The sequence below is a fragment of the Streptomyces sp. CRN 30 genome (assembly GCF_034105845.1).
In genome coordinates, this window is sequence record NZ_JAVRHI010000433.1 from 38,149 (window position 1) to 53,023 (window position 14,875).

General features: G+C 73.6%; 17 protein-coding genes and 1 pseudogene. 9 read left to right on the forward strand and 9 right to left on the reverse strand.

The features are described from left to right. Positions 1 to 2 precede the first annotated feature (2 nt). Genes UW392_RS47280 through UW392_RS47290 form a run of 3 tightly spaced genes read left to right on the forward strand, consistent with a single transcriptional unit; the run spans position 3 to position 2,778 of the window. Positions 3 to 812 (forward strand): ABC transporter ATP-binding protein, encoded by an 810-nt coding sequence (locus UW392_RS47280; protein ID WP_320781545.1) that lies wholly within the window; start codon positions 3 to 5, stop codon positions 810 to 812. Beyond that, the gene (locus UW392_RS47285) at positions 809 to 2,206 is read left to right on the forward strand and encodes a hypothetical protein (RefSeq protein WP_320781546.1); all 1,398 of its coding nucleotides are present in this window, start codon (positions 809 to 811) and stop codon (positions 2,204 to 2,206) included. The genes UW392_RS47280 and UW392_RS47285 overlap by 4 nt, the downstream gene beginning before the upstream one ends. After that, positions 2,203 to 2,778 carry a hypothetical protein gene (locus UW392_RS47290; RefSeq protein ID WP_320781547.1) on the forward strand — a complete coding sequence of 192 codons (576 nt, stop codon included), beginning with the start codon at positions 2,203 to 2,205 and terminating at the stop codon, positions 2,776 to 2,778. Before UW392_RS47285 ends, UW392_RS47290 begins: the two co-directional genes overlap by 4 nt. Before the next feature lie 31 nt (positions 2,779 to 2,809). Here the strand turns inward: UW392_RS47290 and UW392_RS47295 are convergent, their stop codons facing one another. From UW392_RS47295 to UW392_RS47315, 5 genes are all read right to left on the reverse strand, one after another. Continuing rightward, entirely contained in the window at positions 2,810 to 3,025 is a 216-nt protein-coding gene (locus UW392_RS47295) for a hypothetical protein (protein ID WP_320781548.1), read from the reverse strand. A gap of 77 nt (positions 3,026 to 3,102) precedes the next feature. Then, complete coding sequence (locus UW392_RS47300) at positions 3,103 to 3,816, reverse strand: SDR family NAD(P)-dependent oxidoreductase (protein WP_320781549.1); 714 nt, start codon at positions 3,814 to 3,816, stop codon at positions 3,103 to 3,105. A gap of 81 nt (positions 3,817 to 3,897) precedes the next feature. After that, complete coding sequence (locus UW392_RS47305; protein ID WP_320781550.1) at positions 3,898 to 4,920, reverse strand: zinc-dependent alcohol dehydrogenase family protein; 1,023 nt, start codon at positions 4,918 to 4,920, stop codon at positions 3,898 to 3,900. A gap of 75 nt (positions 4,921 to 4,995) precedes the next feature. After that, positions 4,996 to 5,400 carry a cupin domain-containing protein gene (locus UW392_RS47310; protein WP_320781551.1) on the reverse strand — a complete coding sequence of 135 codons (405 nt, stop codon included), beginning with the start codon at positions 5,398 to 5,400 and terminating at the stop codon, positions 4,996 to 4,998. Between the two features lie 78 nt (positions 5,401 to 5,478). Next, entirely contained in the window at positions 5,479 to 5,799 is a 321-nt protein-coding gene (locus UW392_RS47315; protein ID WP_320781582.1) for a carboxymuconolactone decarboxylase family protein, read from the reverse strand. 231 nt (positions 5,800 to 6,030) lie between these two features. Here UW392_RS47315 and UW392_RS47320 point away from each other — a divergent pair, with 231 nt between their 5' ends. Continuing rightward, positions 6,031 to 6,477 carry a helix-turn-helix domain-containing protein gene (locus UW392_RS47320; protein WP_320781552.1) on the forward strand — a complete coding sequence of 149 codons (447 nt, stop codon included), beginning with the start codon at positions 6,031 to 6,033 and terminating at the stop codon, positions 6,475 to 6,477. Here UW392_RS47320 and UW392_RS67155 read toward each other — a convergent pair. After that, entirely contained in the window at positions 6,404 to 6,613 is a 210-nt protein-coding gene (locus UW392_RS67155) for a hypothetical protein (protein ID WP_414497485.1), read from the reverse strand. The two genes, UW392_RS47320 and UW392_RS67155, sit on opposite strands and share 74 nt — an antisense overlap. Between UW392_RS67155 and UW392_RS47330 the strand changes: the two genes are divergently transcribed. After that, positions 6,588 to 6,758, forward strand: coding sequence for a hypothetical protein (locus UW392_RS47330; RefSeq protein ID WP_320781585.1), 171 nt, complete (start codon positions 6,588 to 6,590; stop codon positions 6,756 to 6,758). The genes UW392_RS67155 and UW392_RS47330 overlap by 26 nt on opposite strands. Here UW392_RS47330 and UW392_RS47335 read toward each other — a convergent pair. Further along, entirely contained in the window at positions 6,749 to 8,482 is a 1,734-nt protein-coding gene (locus UW392_RS47335; RefSeq protein WP_320781553.1) for an ABC-F family ATP-binding cassette domain-containing protein, read from the reverse strand. The two genes, UW392_RS47330 and UW392_RS47335, sit on opposite strands and share 10 nt — an antisense overlap. A gap of 245 nt (positions 8,483 to 8,727) precedes the next feature. On the opposite strand from UW392_RS47335, the gene UW392_RS47340 reads away from it, so the two are divergent. The 3 genes from UW392_RS47340 (at position 8,728) to gap (ending at position 11,612) form a co-directional block, all read left to right on the forward strand. Continuing rightward, positions 8,728 to 9,435: an AAA family ATPase gene (locus tag UW392_RS47340; protein WP_320781554.1), complete on the forward strand. Its 708-nt coding sequence runs from the start codon at positions 8,728 to 8,730 to the stop codon at positions 9,433 to 9,435. 60 nt (positions 9,436 to 9,495) lie between these two features. After that, on the forward strand, positions 9,496 to 10,452 hold the full coding sequence (locus tag UW392_RS47345; protein ID WP_320781555.1) for a GlxA family transcriptional regulator: 957 nt from the start codon (positions 9,496 to 9,498) through the stop codon (positions 10,450 to 10,452). A 161-nt stretch (positions 10,453 to 10,613) separates the two neighbouring features. Then, a complete protein-coding gene (gap, locus tag UW392_RS47350) occupies positions 10,614 to 11,612 on the forward strand; it encodes a type I glyceraldehyde-3-phosphate dehydrogenase (RefSeq protein WP_320781556.1) in 999 nt (332 codons plus the stop codon). A gap of 84 nt (positions 11,613 to 11,696) precedes the next feature. On the opposite strand, the gene UW392_RS47355 is transcribed toward gap, so the two are convergent. After that, the gene (locus tag UW392_RS47355; RefSeq protein WP_320781557.1) at positions 11,697 to 12,068 is read right to left on the reverse strand and encodes a hypothetical protein; all 372 of its coding nucleotides are present in this window, start codon (positions 12,066 to 12,068) and stop codon (positions 11,697 to 11,699) included. A 518-nt stretch (positions 12,069 to 12,586) separates the two neighbouring features. Between UW392_RS47355 and UW392_RS47360 the strand changes: the two are divergent. Continuing rightward, positions 12,587 to 12,985, forward strand: a pseudogene (locus tag UW392_RS47360) (LuxR C-terminal-related transcriptional regulator); the annotation flags it as partial. A 67-nt stretch (positions 12,986 to 13,052) separates the two neighbouring features. Here the strand turns inward: UW392_RS47360 and UW392_RS47365 are convergent. Then, complete coding sequence (locus UW392_RS47365) at positions 13,053 to 14,693, reverse strand: MFS transporter (protein WP_320781558.1); 1,641 nt, start codon at positions 14,691 to 14,693, stop codon at positions 13,053 to 13,055. Positions 14,694 to 14,875: the final 182 nt, after the last annotated feature.

Sequence of the window (14,875 nt, forward strand, 5' to 3'; positions counted from 1 at the left end):
ACATGACGCGCGCGGTGAGCGCGGCCGACATCGCACCGACGCCCTACGCCTGGGAGATACGGGCCGGCGGGCTGAAGGTCAGGGTCGGCAGGAACAAGATGGCCGTCGACGGGCTCGACCTGGTGCTGGGCACCGGCGTGCACGGCCTCCTCGGCCCCAACGGGGCGGGCAAGAGCACCCTCATCCGGGCACTGGCCACCGTGCTGCGCCCCGCCGCGGGCACCCTGGAACTGCTCGGCGAGTCCGTGGGCGACCTGGGCGAGCAGCGTGCGCTGCGCCGCCGGATCGGCTACCTGCCGCAGGAGTTCGGCTACTACAAGCGCTTCACGGTGCGCGAGTTCGTCGAGTACATGGCGTGGCTGAAGGAGGTACCGAAGGCGGACGTCCCCGCGGCCGTGCAGCGCGCCGTGGAGCGGGTGGGCCTCGCCGACCGTGCCGACGCGCGGATGAAGACCCTGTCCGGCGGCATGGTGCGGCGGGTCGGCATCGCCCAGGCCATCGTCAACGACCCGGCGCTCCTGCTGCTCGACGAGCCCACGGTCGGCCTGGACCCGGCACAGCGGCTGCGCTTCCGCGACCTGCTGCAGGAACTGGGCCAGGACACCTGTGTGGTCGTCTCGACCCACCTGGTGGAGGACGTGGCCGCGGCCTGCACCGATGTGGTGCTCCTTGCCGAGGGCCGGCTGGTCTTCCAGGGCACCCCGGACGAGCTGGCCGCGGCGGGCGGACCCGAGCACGTGGGCGACAGCCCGCTGGAGCGCGGCTACTCGGCGCTGCTGCGGAACCCCGAGCGGGAGAGGGGTGCCTGGTGAACACCCGCATCCTGCGCACCGAACTGAAGCGCTCCGTCGCCCCCTGGGCCGGCGCGGTGGTCCTGGCGAGCGCGCTGGCGTTCCTGTACCTGGTGGACGCCGCGTGGGGGAGGGGCACCACGGCCTGGACGGCCCAATGGACGTCCATGGCCCTGTGGACCCGCGGCCTGCTGTTCTACCTGTGGCCGCTGGCCGTGGGGCTCGGCGCGCTGCAGGGCTTGCGGGACCACCGTTCGAGGATGACCGAACTGCTCACGACCACACCGCGCCCCGCCCGGCACCGCGCCGCCGCACTGGCGGGCGCGACGGCCCTCACGCTGGCCTCGGCCTTCGCGCTGCTCGTCCTCGTCGGCGGGGTGCAGGTGTTCGCCAACACCGCGTACACGCACCTCGGGTGGCTGCCGATCTCGCTGGTGGGGGCGCTCTCCCTGGTCGCGGGCGCCGTGCTGGGCATGGGGGCCGGACGGGCCCTGCCGTCCGTGCTCACCCCGCCGCTGCTGGCCATGGGCGCCTTCGTGTTCACGGCGCTCATGCACATGTCGCTCGGCCGGACGGAGACGATCACGGAGGCGGAGGTGCCGGGCACGGAGCCCAACCGCCTCTCGCTGCTGTCGCCGACGGTGGAGGAGGTGCGCGACGCCTTCGTCACGCTCTCCGCCCCCGTGCACGCCGGACAGACGATCTGGCTGCTCGGCCTGGCCGCGACCGGTTTCGCGCTGCTGGCCGCCGCGACCCCGCGCGGCCGGCTGCTCGCCCTGGCACCCGTCCTGGCGGGCGCGGCGACCGCCCTCCTCGTCCTGCCCTCCGACCCGCGCCGGATGTACGTCGTCGACGAGGCCGCCGCGGAACTGGTGTGCGACGGCCCGGTGTGTGTGACGGCTACGCACCGGGACCGACTGGCCGACCTGGCGGGTCCCGGGAAGGAGGCGCTGCGCCTGCTGCACGGCGCCCTGGGCGACCGGGCGCCGGTCTCGCTCCGGGAGGACACCGCCGTACTGCCGGAGGGCTCCATGCCGCGCTGGTCCCGCGAGACCGTGCTCATCGACTTCGACGAGGGCACCCTGGCCACCGCGAAGGGCGAGGAGCTGACCTGGGCCCTGATCGCCGAGGGCCTGGTGCCGGGGTGCGCACCCGTCGGCTGGAGCAGCTACGGGATCGAGGACGTCGCGCGGACCGTCGCCGTGGGCTGGGTCCACGGCGACCTGGAGTCGGTGCCCGGCACCGCGCCGGTGAAGCTGGACCAGCGGGACGCCGACGAGGCCCACGCGGTGTGGAAGGCCCTCGACGCGCTGCCCCGGGCCGAGCAGCTCGCACGGATCGACGCGATGCGCGCCGCCGCGCTCTCCTGCGAGGGAGACACTCTCGACGCGCTGTCCGGCGGTGCGTCCCGGTGAGATGGCTGACACTGTACGCACGCTCGCGGCAGGTACCCGCGTCGCTCGCCGCGGTGGTGATCGGCACGGTGGCGCTGTGGGCGTTCGCCGGGGACGGCGGCGCGGAACCGGGTGACCCACGACTGCCCGCGCTCGCCCTCGCCGCGGGAGCGATGGCGGCCTCGACCGGGCTCGGCGGGCAGGACCCCGACCTCGACCGGACGGTCGCGATCCGCTGGATCCCCCGTAGGGCGGCCCACGTGCTGCTCGCCGCCGCGGTCGTCGCCGGGGTGCTGCTGGCGGTGCAGACGGTGGGGCGGGACCTGGCGACCACCGCGTTCGTCGTCCGCGACAGTGCGGGCCTGATGGGGCTCGCCGCCCTCGGAGCGGTGGTGTGCGGGGGGCAGTACGCGTGGACGCCGCCGTTCGCCTGGCTCTCGTACTCCTTCTTCGCCCCGCCTCCGACGAGTACGCCGACGCAGGTGGCGTCCTGGATGCTGCTGCCCCCCGGCACGGCGGCGGGCACCTGGACGGCCCTGGCCCTCACGGCCGCCGGTACCACGGCCTACGCCCTCGTGGGCCCGAGACGGTAGCCGGCACGGGCCGCCGACGACCTGCACTTGATCAAGGCGGCGGTGCGCGCGGTGACGACCGCGGTGGAGGCGAGGCCACCGGCCGCCGCGCGGTGTCCTGCGCCCAGCGACGCGCGCGCAGGACACCGCGGGCGCCGAGGCCCGTCGCCAGGACGGTGAGTGCCGCCAGGACCCAGCCGACCGTCATGGAGAAGGACTCCGCCACCTCGGGATCTCCGCCGCGCGCGAGGTCGACGAGGCCCTGCATGATCTGGGGGCGTCGTCCCCTGTCTCCGTGTCGTCGAGTGGCGATCCGGCGGTCGGCCGACGGCGGTCGGTCGACGGTCAGCCGAGCGGGAGGCCCGTGCGGCTCTCCAGGATGTGGACGAGGCGCGCCTGGAAGTCCTCGTCCTGCGCCGCGGGGTGGGGCGCCTGTGTCTGCTGGTGGTGCCAGTAGCCGCCGGTACGGGGTGTCACATCGGTGTGGGTGGCGAGCCGTACCTGCGTCAGGTGTCCCGCGATCAGGTCGTCCGGTGCGCCGGCACCGCCCATGCGGGTGGGGACCCAGCCGGGGTCGACCGCGTGGCTGGAGGTCCCCTCCCACCGGGACGCGAGGGCGAGGGCGAGGGCGGTGACCCACAGTTTGCTGTCGCTGTAGGACGCGGTGCCGTCGGTCAGCCGTCGCAGATCGGTGGAACCGCCCCGGTGCATCGAGCTGCTGAGGTGGATGAGCCGGGCCGGCTTCTCCATCAGGGCCGTCAGCATGTAGGGCGCGAGCGTGTTGACGGTGACCAGGCCGGCGGAGTGCAGGACACCGGCGTTGTGGATGACGGCGTCGAAGCGGCCGAACGCGCCGGCCTGCCGGGCGACGTCACGGATCTCGTCGGGCTCGGCGAGGTCCCCGATGACCACGCCTCTCCACGCGGCACCGTCGCCCGGGCCGGCGAGACGGGCGGCATTGCGGACGTGGCCGACCACGTCGTGCCCGTCCTCGGCCAGCGCGTCCGCCGTGTTGCGCCCGAGCCCGCTGGACGCCCCGGTCACCAGGATCAATGCCATGCCGATCGCCTTCAGTGCGTGGAGTGGTGGAGTGGTGGGGTGATGGGCCGACATGAGCAGACCGGCCCATCACGGTCACGGTCAGGGCTTGAGCAGGGCCTTGATGGCACTGCGCTCGTCCATGGCCCGGTAACCCTCGGCGACCCGGGACAGGGGTAGTTCGAGGTCGAAGACCTTACCCGGGTCGATGCGCCCGGACACGACCCGGTCGATCAGGTCGGGCAGGTACTGGCGCACGGGGGCGGGACCGCCGCGCACGCCGACGTGGGAGTAGAACAGCTGCTGGCCGTCGAAGGCGACGCCGTGCGGTACGCCGACGAAGCCGACGTTGCCGCCGGGCCGGGTGGAGCTCAGGGCCTGCTGCATCGACTGCTCGTTGCCCACGCACTCCAGCACCCGGTCGGCACCGATGCCGCCGGTCATCTCCTGGATGCGGGCCACGCCCTCCTCGCCGCGCTCGGCGACGACGTCGGTGGCGCCGAACTCGCGCGCCAGCTGCTGCCGGGAGGCGTGCCGGGACATGGCGATGATCCGCTCGGCGCCGAGCTCCCTGGCGGCGATGACCGCGCACAGGCCGACCGCGCCGTCGCCGACGACGGCCACGGTGTCACCGGGCCGCACCTCGGCGGCCAGGGCCGCGTACCAGCCGGTGCCCATGACGTCGGAGCAGGCCAGCAGGCTGGCGATGTGCTCCTCGGCGGGCTGTCCGGGGGTGGCGACCAGCGTGCCGTCGGCCAGCGGGATACGGATGCGCTCGGCCTGGCAGCCCTCCGCGCCGACGAACTCGCGGTGCAGACAGTTGGTCTGGTAGCCGTTGCGGCAGTTGGCGCACGTGTTGTCGGAGGCGAAGAACGAGCCGACGACGAACTGGCCCGGCCGCACACTTCGCACCTCGTCGCCGACCTCCTCGACGACGCCGACGTACTCGTGCCCGAACGGGGTGGGCCGCTCGACCAGGTTGATCCCGCGGTAGTCCCACAGGTCGGAACCGCACACGCAGGTGGCGACGGTGCGGATGACCGCGTCGGTCGGGTGGAGGATCTGCGGGTCGGCGCGCTCCTCGAAGCGCACGTCGCCGGGGGCGTAGAGGACGGCTCCGCGCATGATGGTGCCTTTCTTCTTGTCTTCTCGCGGTCCTGCGGGGGAGGGGGGAAGGAAGGAGAGGGAGGAAGCGGTGGGTCAGGAGGCGCGGGTGCTGCGGCGCGGGCCGCCGTACTCGCCGTCGGTGACGTGCTCCAGCCAGTCGACCTCGTCGGTCTCCCACAGTGCGATGTGCGTCATGAAGTGGTCGGGTGCGGCGCCGTGCCAGTGCTCCTCGCCCGGCGGGGTCCAGATCACGTCGCCGGGATGGGCCTCGAGGATCTCGCCGCCGCGGGACTGGACCAGGGCGATGCCCTCGACGACGTAGAGGGTCTGGCCCAGGCCGTGGGAGTGCCAGGCGGTGCGGGCGCCGGGGGAGAAGCGCACCGCGTTGGCACGGGCCCGGGAGGGCTCCTCACCGCGGTGGATCACATCGGCCCAGGCGTCCCCGGTGAACCACTCCGCCGGCAGCTTCGTCGTCGGCTGCTTCTTCAACAGTTCCATGTTCCGCTACTCCGTGCTCGTACAGGTCCGAGGTGCGCGCAGGGGCGAGTGCCCGCGGCGCGCACGCGGGGCCGCCGCTCAGGCGTCCCGCTCGTCGGCGGTCTTCTTCAGCTGATCGATGGCGGTCATGGCGTTGGGCCAGCCCGCGTAGAAGGCCAGGTGCGTGATCGCCTCGGACAGCTCCGCCACGCTCAGCCCGTTGTCCAGGGCGACGCCCAGGTGGTGGCCGAGCTGCTCGCCGCGGTAGAGGGCGGCCAGCACACTCACCGTGACCAGGCTGCGGTCGCGGGGTGACAGCCCGGGCCGCTCCCAGACGTCACCGAAGAGCACCTCGTCGGTGAGCTCGACGAGCTTGGGTGCGATTCCGGCCGGCTCCGGGGGCGCGGACTGCTTGGACATGGTGGGCATGGATACGACTCCTCGGTCGGAACGTGATGATTCGCCCGCTACCACTGTGTGACGGACGCGGCCTTCCGGCAGCCGCCGCACCTGGTGTCCCCGTCGCACCCGGAGGCGTCAGCCGCTGCCGTCACCGAGGAAACCGCAGCTCAAGGAGTGGGAGAAGGGTCTGGTGATACAGGTACTGACAGGACCCCCCACAGGTGGACCGTCCGGCTTAGCCTGGGAGGCGTGAGTACCGAGAGTGACATCCGCGAGTTCCTGGCCTCCCGCCGTGCCAGGATCACGCCCCAGCGCGCCGGACTGCCCGCCTACGGCGGCAACCGGCGCGTGCCGGGGCTGCGCCGGGAGGAGGTCGCCCTGCTCGCGGGCGTCAGCATCGACTACTACGTCCGCCTGGAGCGCGGCCACCTCGCCGGCGCCTCGGAGGAGGTCCTCGACGCCGTGGCGAACGCCCTCCAGCTGGACGACGCCGAACGTGCCCACCTGTTCGACCTGGCCCGCGCGGCCGCCAGACGCCCCGCCCGCCGCACCAGGCGCCCGCGCGGCCCGCTGCCGGACAGCGTCCTGCGCGTGCTGCACTCCATGACCGACTCCCCGGCCTTCATCCGCAACGGCAGGCTGGACGTCCTCGCCGCCAACACCCTCGGCCGTGCCCTGTACGCGCCCCTGTTCTGACGACGCCGACGGCCGGGTGGCGGAAGGACTTGCGGCCGGTGTGGTGCAGGCGCACGTTGTGCTTGGCCCACGCGGTGCGGAACTCCTCGCTGCGGGTGACCAGCTCACCGATGAGTACCCTCGACTTCGACGCCATGGAACTGCCCGCCCGGCCCGGCCTCACCCTCACCGCCTACAGCGCGGCCCCCGGCACCCCGGACCACGACGCGCTGCGGCTCCTCACCGCCTGGGCCGCCACCGAAGCCGCATCGCTCGGGAACGGGCCTGCCGGTCACTGCTGATCGCGTACGGAACGGCGTTCGCCGGTGCCGGTGCCGGTGCCGGTGCCGGTGTGCGGTGCCGGATGCGGGAGTACCTCCAGGCGCGGCCAGTCCGCGAGGTCCCGCAGCAGCTGACGGTCGTGCGTGGCGACGACGACGGCGGCACTCGTGCTGCGGATCGCTCCGGTCAGCTCGTCGACCAGGGCGGACGACAGGTGGTTGGTCGGCTCGTCGAACAGGATCAGCCCGGGCCGTACGGCCAGTGCCAGCGCCAGGTCCAGGCGCCGCTGCTGCCCCTGTGACATCCGTCCGACCGGCGTACGCATCGCGGCGGTGTCCAGCAGCCCCAGCGCGCCGAGCGGCACGGCCTCGGCGTCGCGGAGCCGCCCGCCGGCCACCAGCCGTCCCACGTGGCGGGCATGCACCTCGTGGGCGGTGAGCCCGGGGTCCTGGGCGGTGGTCTCCTGGGTGACCCGGGTGACCCGCGCCCCCTGGGCCGTCACCACCCGGCCGGCCCCGGGCTCCAGCGCACCGGCCAGCACGGCGAGCAGCGTGGACTTCCCGGCACCGTTCGGCCCGGTGACGAGCAGCCGGTCCCCGCCGTCGAGGACGAGGTCGACCGGACCGGCCAACCGCCCGTCGACGGCGATGCCGTACGCCCGCAGCTGCGGCGCACCGGGTCGCACGCCCGGGTCCGGCCACCGCAGCGCCTGCGGCGGCTCGGGCACGTCGATCCGGTGCGCCTCCAGGGCGTCCCGCCGCCGGTTCAGGGACTGGACGACGCCCGGTGCGCGGGACTGGCGCTGGTGCCTGCCGGTGCCCTTCTCCGGCCGCCAGCCGGTGGAGAGCCGGCCGCGGGCCAGGGACACCGCCTCCTGCAGCCGCCGGTGCTCTGCCTGCTGCTCCTCGTGGTCCTGCTCCCAGCGCGCCCGGTCGCGACGCCGGGCGTCCTGCCAGGCCGGGTAGCCGCCCGCGTACAGGCGCGGTGTGCCGTCGCGGGTCGGATCGAGGTCGAGGAAGCGGTCGGCGACGTCGCGCAGCAGCGCCCGGTCGTGGCTGACGACGGCGAGACCGCCGCCGTGCGCGCGCAGCCGGCGGGTGAGGTGGTCCAGTCCGTCGGCGTCGAGGTGGTTGGTCGGCTCGTCGAGCAGCAGGATGTCGTGGTGCGCGCCGAGCAGGCAGGCCAGCCGGACCCGGTAGCGCTGCCCGACCGACAGCGTCGCCAGCGGGCGGTCGCGGTCGGTGCAGGCACCGAGGGCCTCCAGGTCGACGTCGACGCGGCGCTCGGCGTCCCAGGCGTCGAGCCGGGTGGCGGCGTCGAGCGCGGTGGCGTAGCGGTCGGCGGCGGCCGGACGGCCCGCGGCCAGGGCGTGGGTCGCCTCGTCCAGCGCGTCGAGGGCCGCGCGCGATGCGGCCAGCGCCCCGGACGTCAGGGTGCCGACGGTCTCGCCGTCCCGCGCGGACAGCTCCTGGCGGGCCAGGCCGATCGTGCCGGTGCGGTGCGCGGTGCCCTCGTCCGGAGCGACCAGGCCGGCGAGGACGTGCAGCAGCGTCGTCTTGCCACGCCCGTTCTCGCCGACGACGGCGACGCGCGACCGGGCGGAGACGGTGACCGAGACGTCGTGCAGGACCCGCCGGGACCCGCGGGTGACGGTGACGCCCTCGGCGCGGACGTGTGCGCCGCCGCCCGCCTCGACGACGGGCAGGGACGGGAGGTGGTGCCGGGTGTTCGGGGTGGGGTGCAACGTGTGCTCCGCAGCTCGCAGGGGAGCCGGGCAGCGGGACATGGCCGCCCGGCGGGAACCGGAACGGCGAGCGCGGATTCAGCGAAGGGGAAGGCGCCGCCGTCAGCGGGCGGTTCGAACCTTCTGCGACCAGATGCCTCGTGCCATGTCCACCACCGTAACAAGGGCGGCACCGGGCGGGCGAGCCGGTTCTTCCCGCACGTGGGGTCCCGTGCCCCGGGCGCACCCTGTGGAAGACTCGACCTGTGATCATCGAACAGGCGTACGCGCACGTGGCCTCGTACGAACGGGACGAGTGGCCCTGGTCCGTGCCGTGCGTGCGCGACTTGCTGGCGGACGGGTTGCGGTTCACCGCGCCCGTGACCTTCCTCGTGGGCGAGAACGGCTCGGGCAAGTCCACCCTGGTCGAGGCCCTCGCCGAAGGCTTCGGTCTGGACCCGTGGGGCGGTTCGCACGACTGGCGTTACGCCAGTCACCGCCCCAAGTCGGCGCTGGGCGAGCGCATCCGCTTCGACGCGGCCCCGCGCGGACGGCGCATGCTGGGCAACTGGTCCACCCGCAAGGGCTTCTTCCTGCGCGCCGAGACGGCGCTGGACGCCCTGGACCGGGAAGGGTTCGCGCCGGCTTCGGTCAGTCACGGGGAGGGCTTCCTCGCCGCCTTCCGCAGCAAGTTCCTCCAGCCGGGGCTGTACGTGATGGACGAGCCCGAAGCCGCGCTGTCGTTCACCTCCTGTCTGGAACTGCTCGGCCACATCGACCAGTTGGTGAAGAACGGCGGCCAGGTCATCTGCGCCACCCACTCCCCGGTGCTGACCGCCCTGCCCGGTGCGGACATCGTCGAGGTCGGCGAGCACGGCATGCGCCGCAGTGCCTGGGACGAGCTCGCCCTGGTCGACCACTGGCGCCGCTACCTCACCGATCCACGGTCCTACCTGCGGCACGTCCTCGACTGAGGCGACGCCCCGCGTCGTTCGCCGGGGTACCGGCAGGACACCCCGCGTACCCTCGTCCCCGTGCCAGCCTCCCGCCTCCACCGCGTTGCCGTCCTCGTGCTCGAAGGCGCGAAACCACTCGATGTCGGCATCCCCGCGCAGGTGTTCACGACCCGGGCGAGCATGCCGTACGAGGTGCGGGTGTGCGGCCCGGCACCCGGTCCGGTGACCGGCGGCGACGGCCTGTCGTACCACGTCGCCCACGGCCTCGACGCGCTCGCGTGGGCGGACATCGTCTTCGTCCCGGGATACCGCTTCCCGGACCGCGACGATCCGCCGCGGGCCGTCGTCGACGCGCTGATCGCCGCCCATGAGCGGGGTGCCCGGCTCGCCGCCATCTCGACGGGCGCGTTCGCGCTCGCCGCCACGGGCCTGCTCGACGGCAGGCGCGCCACGACGCACTGGCACTACACACGCGCGCTCGCGACGGCTCATCCGCGGATACGGGTCGACGAGAACGTCCTGTTCGTCGACGAGGGCAGCGTGCTCACCTCGGCCGGCGCCGCCTCGGGCATCGACCTGTGCCTGCACATCCTGCGCGGCGACCTCGGGGTGGCCGCGTCGAACCACGCCGCCCGGCGCCTGGTCGCGGCGCCCTACCGCAGCGGCGGCCAGGCGCAGTACGTGCCGCGCAGCGTCCCCGAGCCGCTCGGCGAGCGGTTCGCCGCCACCCGGGAGTGGGCGCTGCACCGGCTCGCCGAGCCCCTCACCCTCGAGGTGCTCGCCCGGCACGCGGCGGTCTCCCCGCGCACCTTGTCGCGCCGCTTCGTCGAGGACACGGGGTACACACCGATGCAGTGGGTCATGCGCGCCCGCATCGACATGGCCCGTGAGCTGCTCGAACGTTCACAGCAGGGCGTGGAGCGGATCGCCGGCGACGTCGGACTCGGCACCGGCGCGAACCTGCGGCTGCACTTCCAGCGGATCCTCGGTACGACGCCGAGCGAGTACCGGCGCACCTTCGCCCGCGACGAGTGACCCGCCGAACGGGTGCGTAGCACCAGGCACTTGACACTCGGCACTCACCACTCGGCACGTGGCGCGGTACTTGGCGCGATCCTTGCGAACCGTGTCACTCACGCCGCTGCCACGACCGGGCGCCGCGAGCGAACCTGGTGGGGAACCGAAGGGACACCATCATGACGCGTATCGCCATCAACGGATTCGGCCGCATCGGACGCAATGTGCTGCGCGCCCTGCTCGAACGCGACAGCGACCTCGAGATCGTCGCGGTCAACGACCTCGCGGAGCCCGCCACCCTCGCGCGACTGCTCGCCTACGACACGACGGCCGGCCGGCTGGGCCGCCCGGTGACCGTGGACGGGGACGTCCTCGTCGTCGACGGCCGCCGTATCCGCGTGCTCGCCGAGCGGGAACCGGCGCAGCTGCCGTGGGCCGAACTCGGCGTCGACCTCGTGCTGGAGGCGACCGGCCGCTTCACCTCGGCCACGGCCGCCCGCGCCCACCTCGCCGCGGGCGCACGGAAGGTGCTCGTCGGCGCGCCGTCGGACGGCGCCGACGTCACACTGGCCCCCGGGGTCAACACCGACGCGTACGACCCGGCCGCGCACACGATCGTCTCGAACGCGTCGTGCACGACCAACGCCCTCGCGCCGCTGGCCGCGGTCCTCGACGACCTCGCCGGCATCGAGCACGGCTTCATGACGACGGTGCACGCTTATACACAGGAGCAGAACCTCCAGGACGGTCCGCACCGCGACGCCCGCCGTGCCCGCGCCGCCGCCGTCAACATCGTGCCGACCACGACGGGCGCGGCCAAGGCGATCGGCCTCGTGCTGCCGAACCTCGACGGCAAGCTGTCGGGCGACTCCATCCGCGTACCCGTTCCCGTGGGCTCGATCGTCGAACTCAACACGGCCGTCACCCGTGCCGTGACGCGCGACGAGGTGCTGGCGGCGTACCGTGCCGCGGCCGGGGGGCCGCTCGCCGGCATCCTGGAGTACTCGGACGATCCCCTGGTGTCGTCCGACATCACGGGCAACCCGGCTTCGGCGATCTTCGACTCGGCCCTCACCCGCGTCGACGGCCGCCACGTCAAGGTGGTCGCCTGGTACGACAACGAGTGGGGCTTCTCGAACCGGGTCATCGACACGCTGGAACTCCTCGCCAACCGCTGAGTCGACGACATGAAGGGGCGGGAGGACTCCTTGTTCCGCCCGTGGTCCCGGTCCGGCCGTGCCCGTGCGGCGGGAGCAGGTGAGTCAGCCCCAGTCGCCGTTGATCCACGCGAGCAGGCGGGCGCGCCCCCTGTAGGAGCAAGGAGCGTGGACAGCGCCGGAGGAGACGTCCGTTCCGGGCCCGCCCCGCAGGTCGTACCCGTAGTCGCTGGGGCCGTACTCGCCGTCGCGGTAACCGTCCATGTCGTCGGCCCGGTCGAGGAGCCCGAGGTCGAGACCGAGGTTGTCGAGGTACCGGGCGGGGTCGGCCGGCTCCACCGGTGCGGCCGGCCCGTCCGCCCAGGCGGCGAGCCGGTCCTCGAGACAGCCGTCGGAGCGCACGGGCCGGCCCAGCCACCACCCGGCCAGGAACACGGCGTACGGAGCGGTGGCGGCGCCGAGGCGGCGCAGGGTCATCCAGGCAGGAACCCGGGGAGTCTCGCACGACACGGGGCCGGCACCCACGTCGCGGCGGACACCGGGTCGCATCGCCTCTTCACGCCCCTACCGCCGGTGACCCTCGATCCACGCTCGCATGCGGGGGCGGTCACTCGTGTCGTTGGTGCAGGCGACGGCGTAGGAGACGAACGTCTGGGACAACATGGCGTCGGTTCCCCCAGGTGAGTCGTGCACCGTGGCCGGTTTCGCATCGAGACCGAGCGGAAGGGGGACTTCGAGTCGTACGCCTCCTCGTGTCTCTCGTCGGCGATCCGGTCGAGGGCGGCCTGGTCGACGTGGCACTCGGGCGCGACGGGCCGGCCCAGGTACCAGCCCGCGACGAACACGCCGTAGGCCGCGGCGGCGGCGCCGAGGCGACGCGGGGTGACCCAGCGCGGGGCGTTCACCGGCGGCCCCTTTCCCGCACGTGGGCGGCGGCCCGTAACGCTCGCGCAGCGGCTTCGGCGTCCCTGGTGTAGATCACCGTCGGCTCCGGCGGAGCCATCCACGTCCTGGTCCTCACCACGTACGACACCGACGCCGACATCACCCGCGCCGTCGAGGCGGGCGCCACCGGCTACCTGCTCAAGGCCGAACGCCCCGAGGAACTGTTCACCGCCATCCACAGCGCCGCCGCCGGCCGCACCGCCCTGTCCGCTCCCGTGGCCCACCGCGTCATGGCCCAGGTGCGCAGCCCGCGCCCCGCCCTGACCGAACGGGAACGCGACATCCTCGGCCAGCTCGCCCGCGGCCTGTCCAACCGTGACATCGCCAAGGCCCTCTTCGTCAGCGAAGCCACGGTCAAGACCCACCTGGGCCGCGTCTACGGCAAACTCGGCGTCGACACCCGTGCCGTCGCCGTCGCCGTCGCCAAGGAACAGCGACTGCTGCCGTGACCGTGACCGGGACAGCAGTGCGATCCGCGGTGGCGCCGGCGCGTTCACCAGGCGGTGGGACAGCAGCTCAGGACGTACCCGGCGAGCCGTGTCCCGCGGTGCCGCGTCCCCGTGAGGCAGCGTCCCGCCCGTCGTAGGCCGCCTCCAGGGGCGGTGACGTCACCCCGCAGTACACCTTGCACTCGGGGCGGGCCCCGACGGGCTCCGGCCCCACGTCGGCGGCCGGGGCCCGTACCGTCGTCCAGGCGATCACGGCTCCCGCCGTCAACAGCCCCGCGCAGATCAGCATGGCCGTGCGGAAGGCACCGGCGAACTCCTGGGGCAGGCGGTAGGAGTCGGGCCCCATGCCGGTCAGCAGTGGCAGTGCCGCCACGGCGACGAGGCCCGCCGCGCGGGCGGCCGCGTTGTTGATGCCGCTGGCCAGTCCGGCCCGGCCGGTCTCCACCGAGGCGAGCACGGCGGAGGTCAGCGGCGCGACCAGGACGACCATGCCGAGGCCCAGGACGACGAGGGCGGGCAGCACGTCCGGGACGTAGGCGGAGCCCTCCGTCACCCGCAGCATCAGCAGCATGCCGACGGCACACAGCAGGGGCCCGACCGTCAGCGGAACGCGGGGCCCGATACGCGTGGCCAGTGCGCCCGAGCGGCCGGAGAGCAGCAGCATCAGGACGGTGGTCGGCAGGAGCGCGGTGCCGGCGCCGAGCGCGGACCAGCCGACGACGACCTGGAGTTGCAGCGCGGCGAGGAAGAAGAAGCCGCCGAACGCCGCGTACACGCACAGGGTGACCACGTTGACGGTGGTGAACAGCCGGGACGCGAAGATCGACGGTGGCAGCAGCGGGTCCGGCCGCCGCCGTTCGACGAGGACGAAGACGACGCCGACCACGATGCCGGCCGCTCCGACGAGGAGCAGACCGTCGATCAGGGCGTAGGTGACGAGCGCGAGCGCCGCCGCGCCGAGGGTCGCGCCCAGCACGTCGAAGCGTCCGTGCGGGTGCGGATCGCGCGACTCCGGTACGTGCCGCAGGGCCACCGGCGCGCAGAGCGCGGCCAGCGGCACGTTGAGCAGGAACACCCACCGCCAGCCGGCCCCGTCCACCAGCCAGCCGCCCACGAAGGGCCCGATCGCGGCGCCCACCCCGCCGAGACCGGACCAGATCCCGACGGCCTTCGCCCGGTCGTCCGGGTGGAAGGACGCCTGGATCAGCGCCAGTGAGCCCGGGGTGAGCAAGGCGCCGCCGACGCCCTGGAGCACGCGGGCGCCGATCAGCACCTCGGTGGTGGGAGCGAGCCCGCACAGCAGTGAGGCGAGCGAGAACCACACCACGCCGACGACGAAGACCTTCCGGCGCCCGTACCGGTCGCCCAGCGCTCCACCGAGCAGGATCAGCCCGGCCAGGGTGAGCATGTAGCCGTTGACGGTCCACTGGAGCGCCGCCAGGTCGGCGTCGAGGTCCCGTCCGATACGCGGCAGCGCCACGTTGACCACGGTGGAGTCGAGCAGGGCCATGGACGAACCGAGCACGGTCGCCAGCACCACCCGGCGTCCCGCCGCCGTACCCGTCCGTATGCCGCCGACCGCACCGGCTCCCGCGTCCTCGCGCGCCCCGGGCCGAGGTGCGGATGCCGGTGCCGGTGCCGGTGCAGACGGCTTCGACAGCTCGGACGGGTTCGCGGGCGGGCGTACCCCTTCACCGCCGTCGCTCATACCGGAAGCATCCCGGCACCACGCCCGCACGGCCAGCCCGTGACGCCGGGAACGGACGGAGACCGGCCGGGGCCGGTGACGCCCACCGCGCGGACACACACGGGGGAAGAGCAGGGGTCCGTATCTGCGCCCGTGTGTGTCCGCGTTCAGGCGCCGGCGTCCCGCACGTCCCGTGCGTCCCC

Bases quoted from the DNA above. Each gene is read 5' to 3' on its own strand.
- UW392_RS47355 (WP_320781557.1), bottom strand. From the start codon at position 12,068: ATGACCCTGCGCCGCCTCGGCGCCGCCACCGCTCCGTACGCCGTGTTC.
- UW392_RS47280 (WP_320781545.1), top strand. From the start codon at position 3: ATGACGCGCGCGGTGAGCGCGGCCGACATCGCACCGACGCCCTACGCC.
- UW392_RS47305 (WP_320781550.1), bottom strand. From the start codon at position 4,920: ATGCGCGGAGCCGTCCTCTACGCCCCCGGCGACGTGCGCTTCGAGGAG.
- UW392_RS67155 (WP_414497485.1), bottom strand. From the start codon at position 6,613: ATGGCGTCGAAGTCGAGGGTACTCATCGGTGAGCTGGTCACCCGCAGC.
- UW392_RS47300 (WP_320781549.1), bottom strand. From the start codon at position 3,816: ATGGCATTGATCCTGGTGACCGGGGCGTCCAGCGGGCTCGGGCGCAAC.
- UW392_RS47330 (WP_320781585.1), top strand. From the start codon at position 6,588: ATGAGTACCCTCGACTTCGACGCCATGGAACTGCCCGCCCGGCCCGGC.
- UW392_RS47295 (WP_320781548.1), bottom strand. From the start codon at position 3,025: ATGCAGGGCCTCGTCGACCTCGCGCGCGGCGGAGATCCCGAGGTGGCG.
- UW392_RS47315 (WP_320781582.1), bottom strand. From the start codon at position 5,799: ATGTCCAAGCAGTCCGCGCCCCCGGAGCCGGCCGGAATCGCACCCAAG.
- gap (WP_320781556.1), top strand. From the start codon at position 10,614: ATGACGCGTATCGCCATCAACGGATTCGGCCGCATCGGACGCAATGTG.
- UW392_RS47310 (WP_320781551.1), bottom strand. From the start codon at position 5,400: ATGGAACTGTTGAAGAAGCAGCCGACGACGAAGCTGCCGGCGGAGTGG.
- UW392_RS47365 (WP_320781558.1), bottom strand. From the start codon at position 14,693: ATGAGCGACGGCGGTGAAGGGGTACGCCCGCCCGCGAACCCGTCCGAG.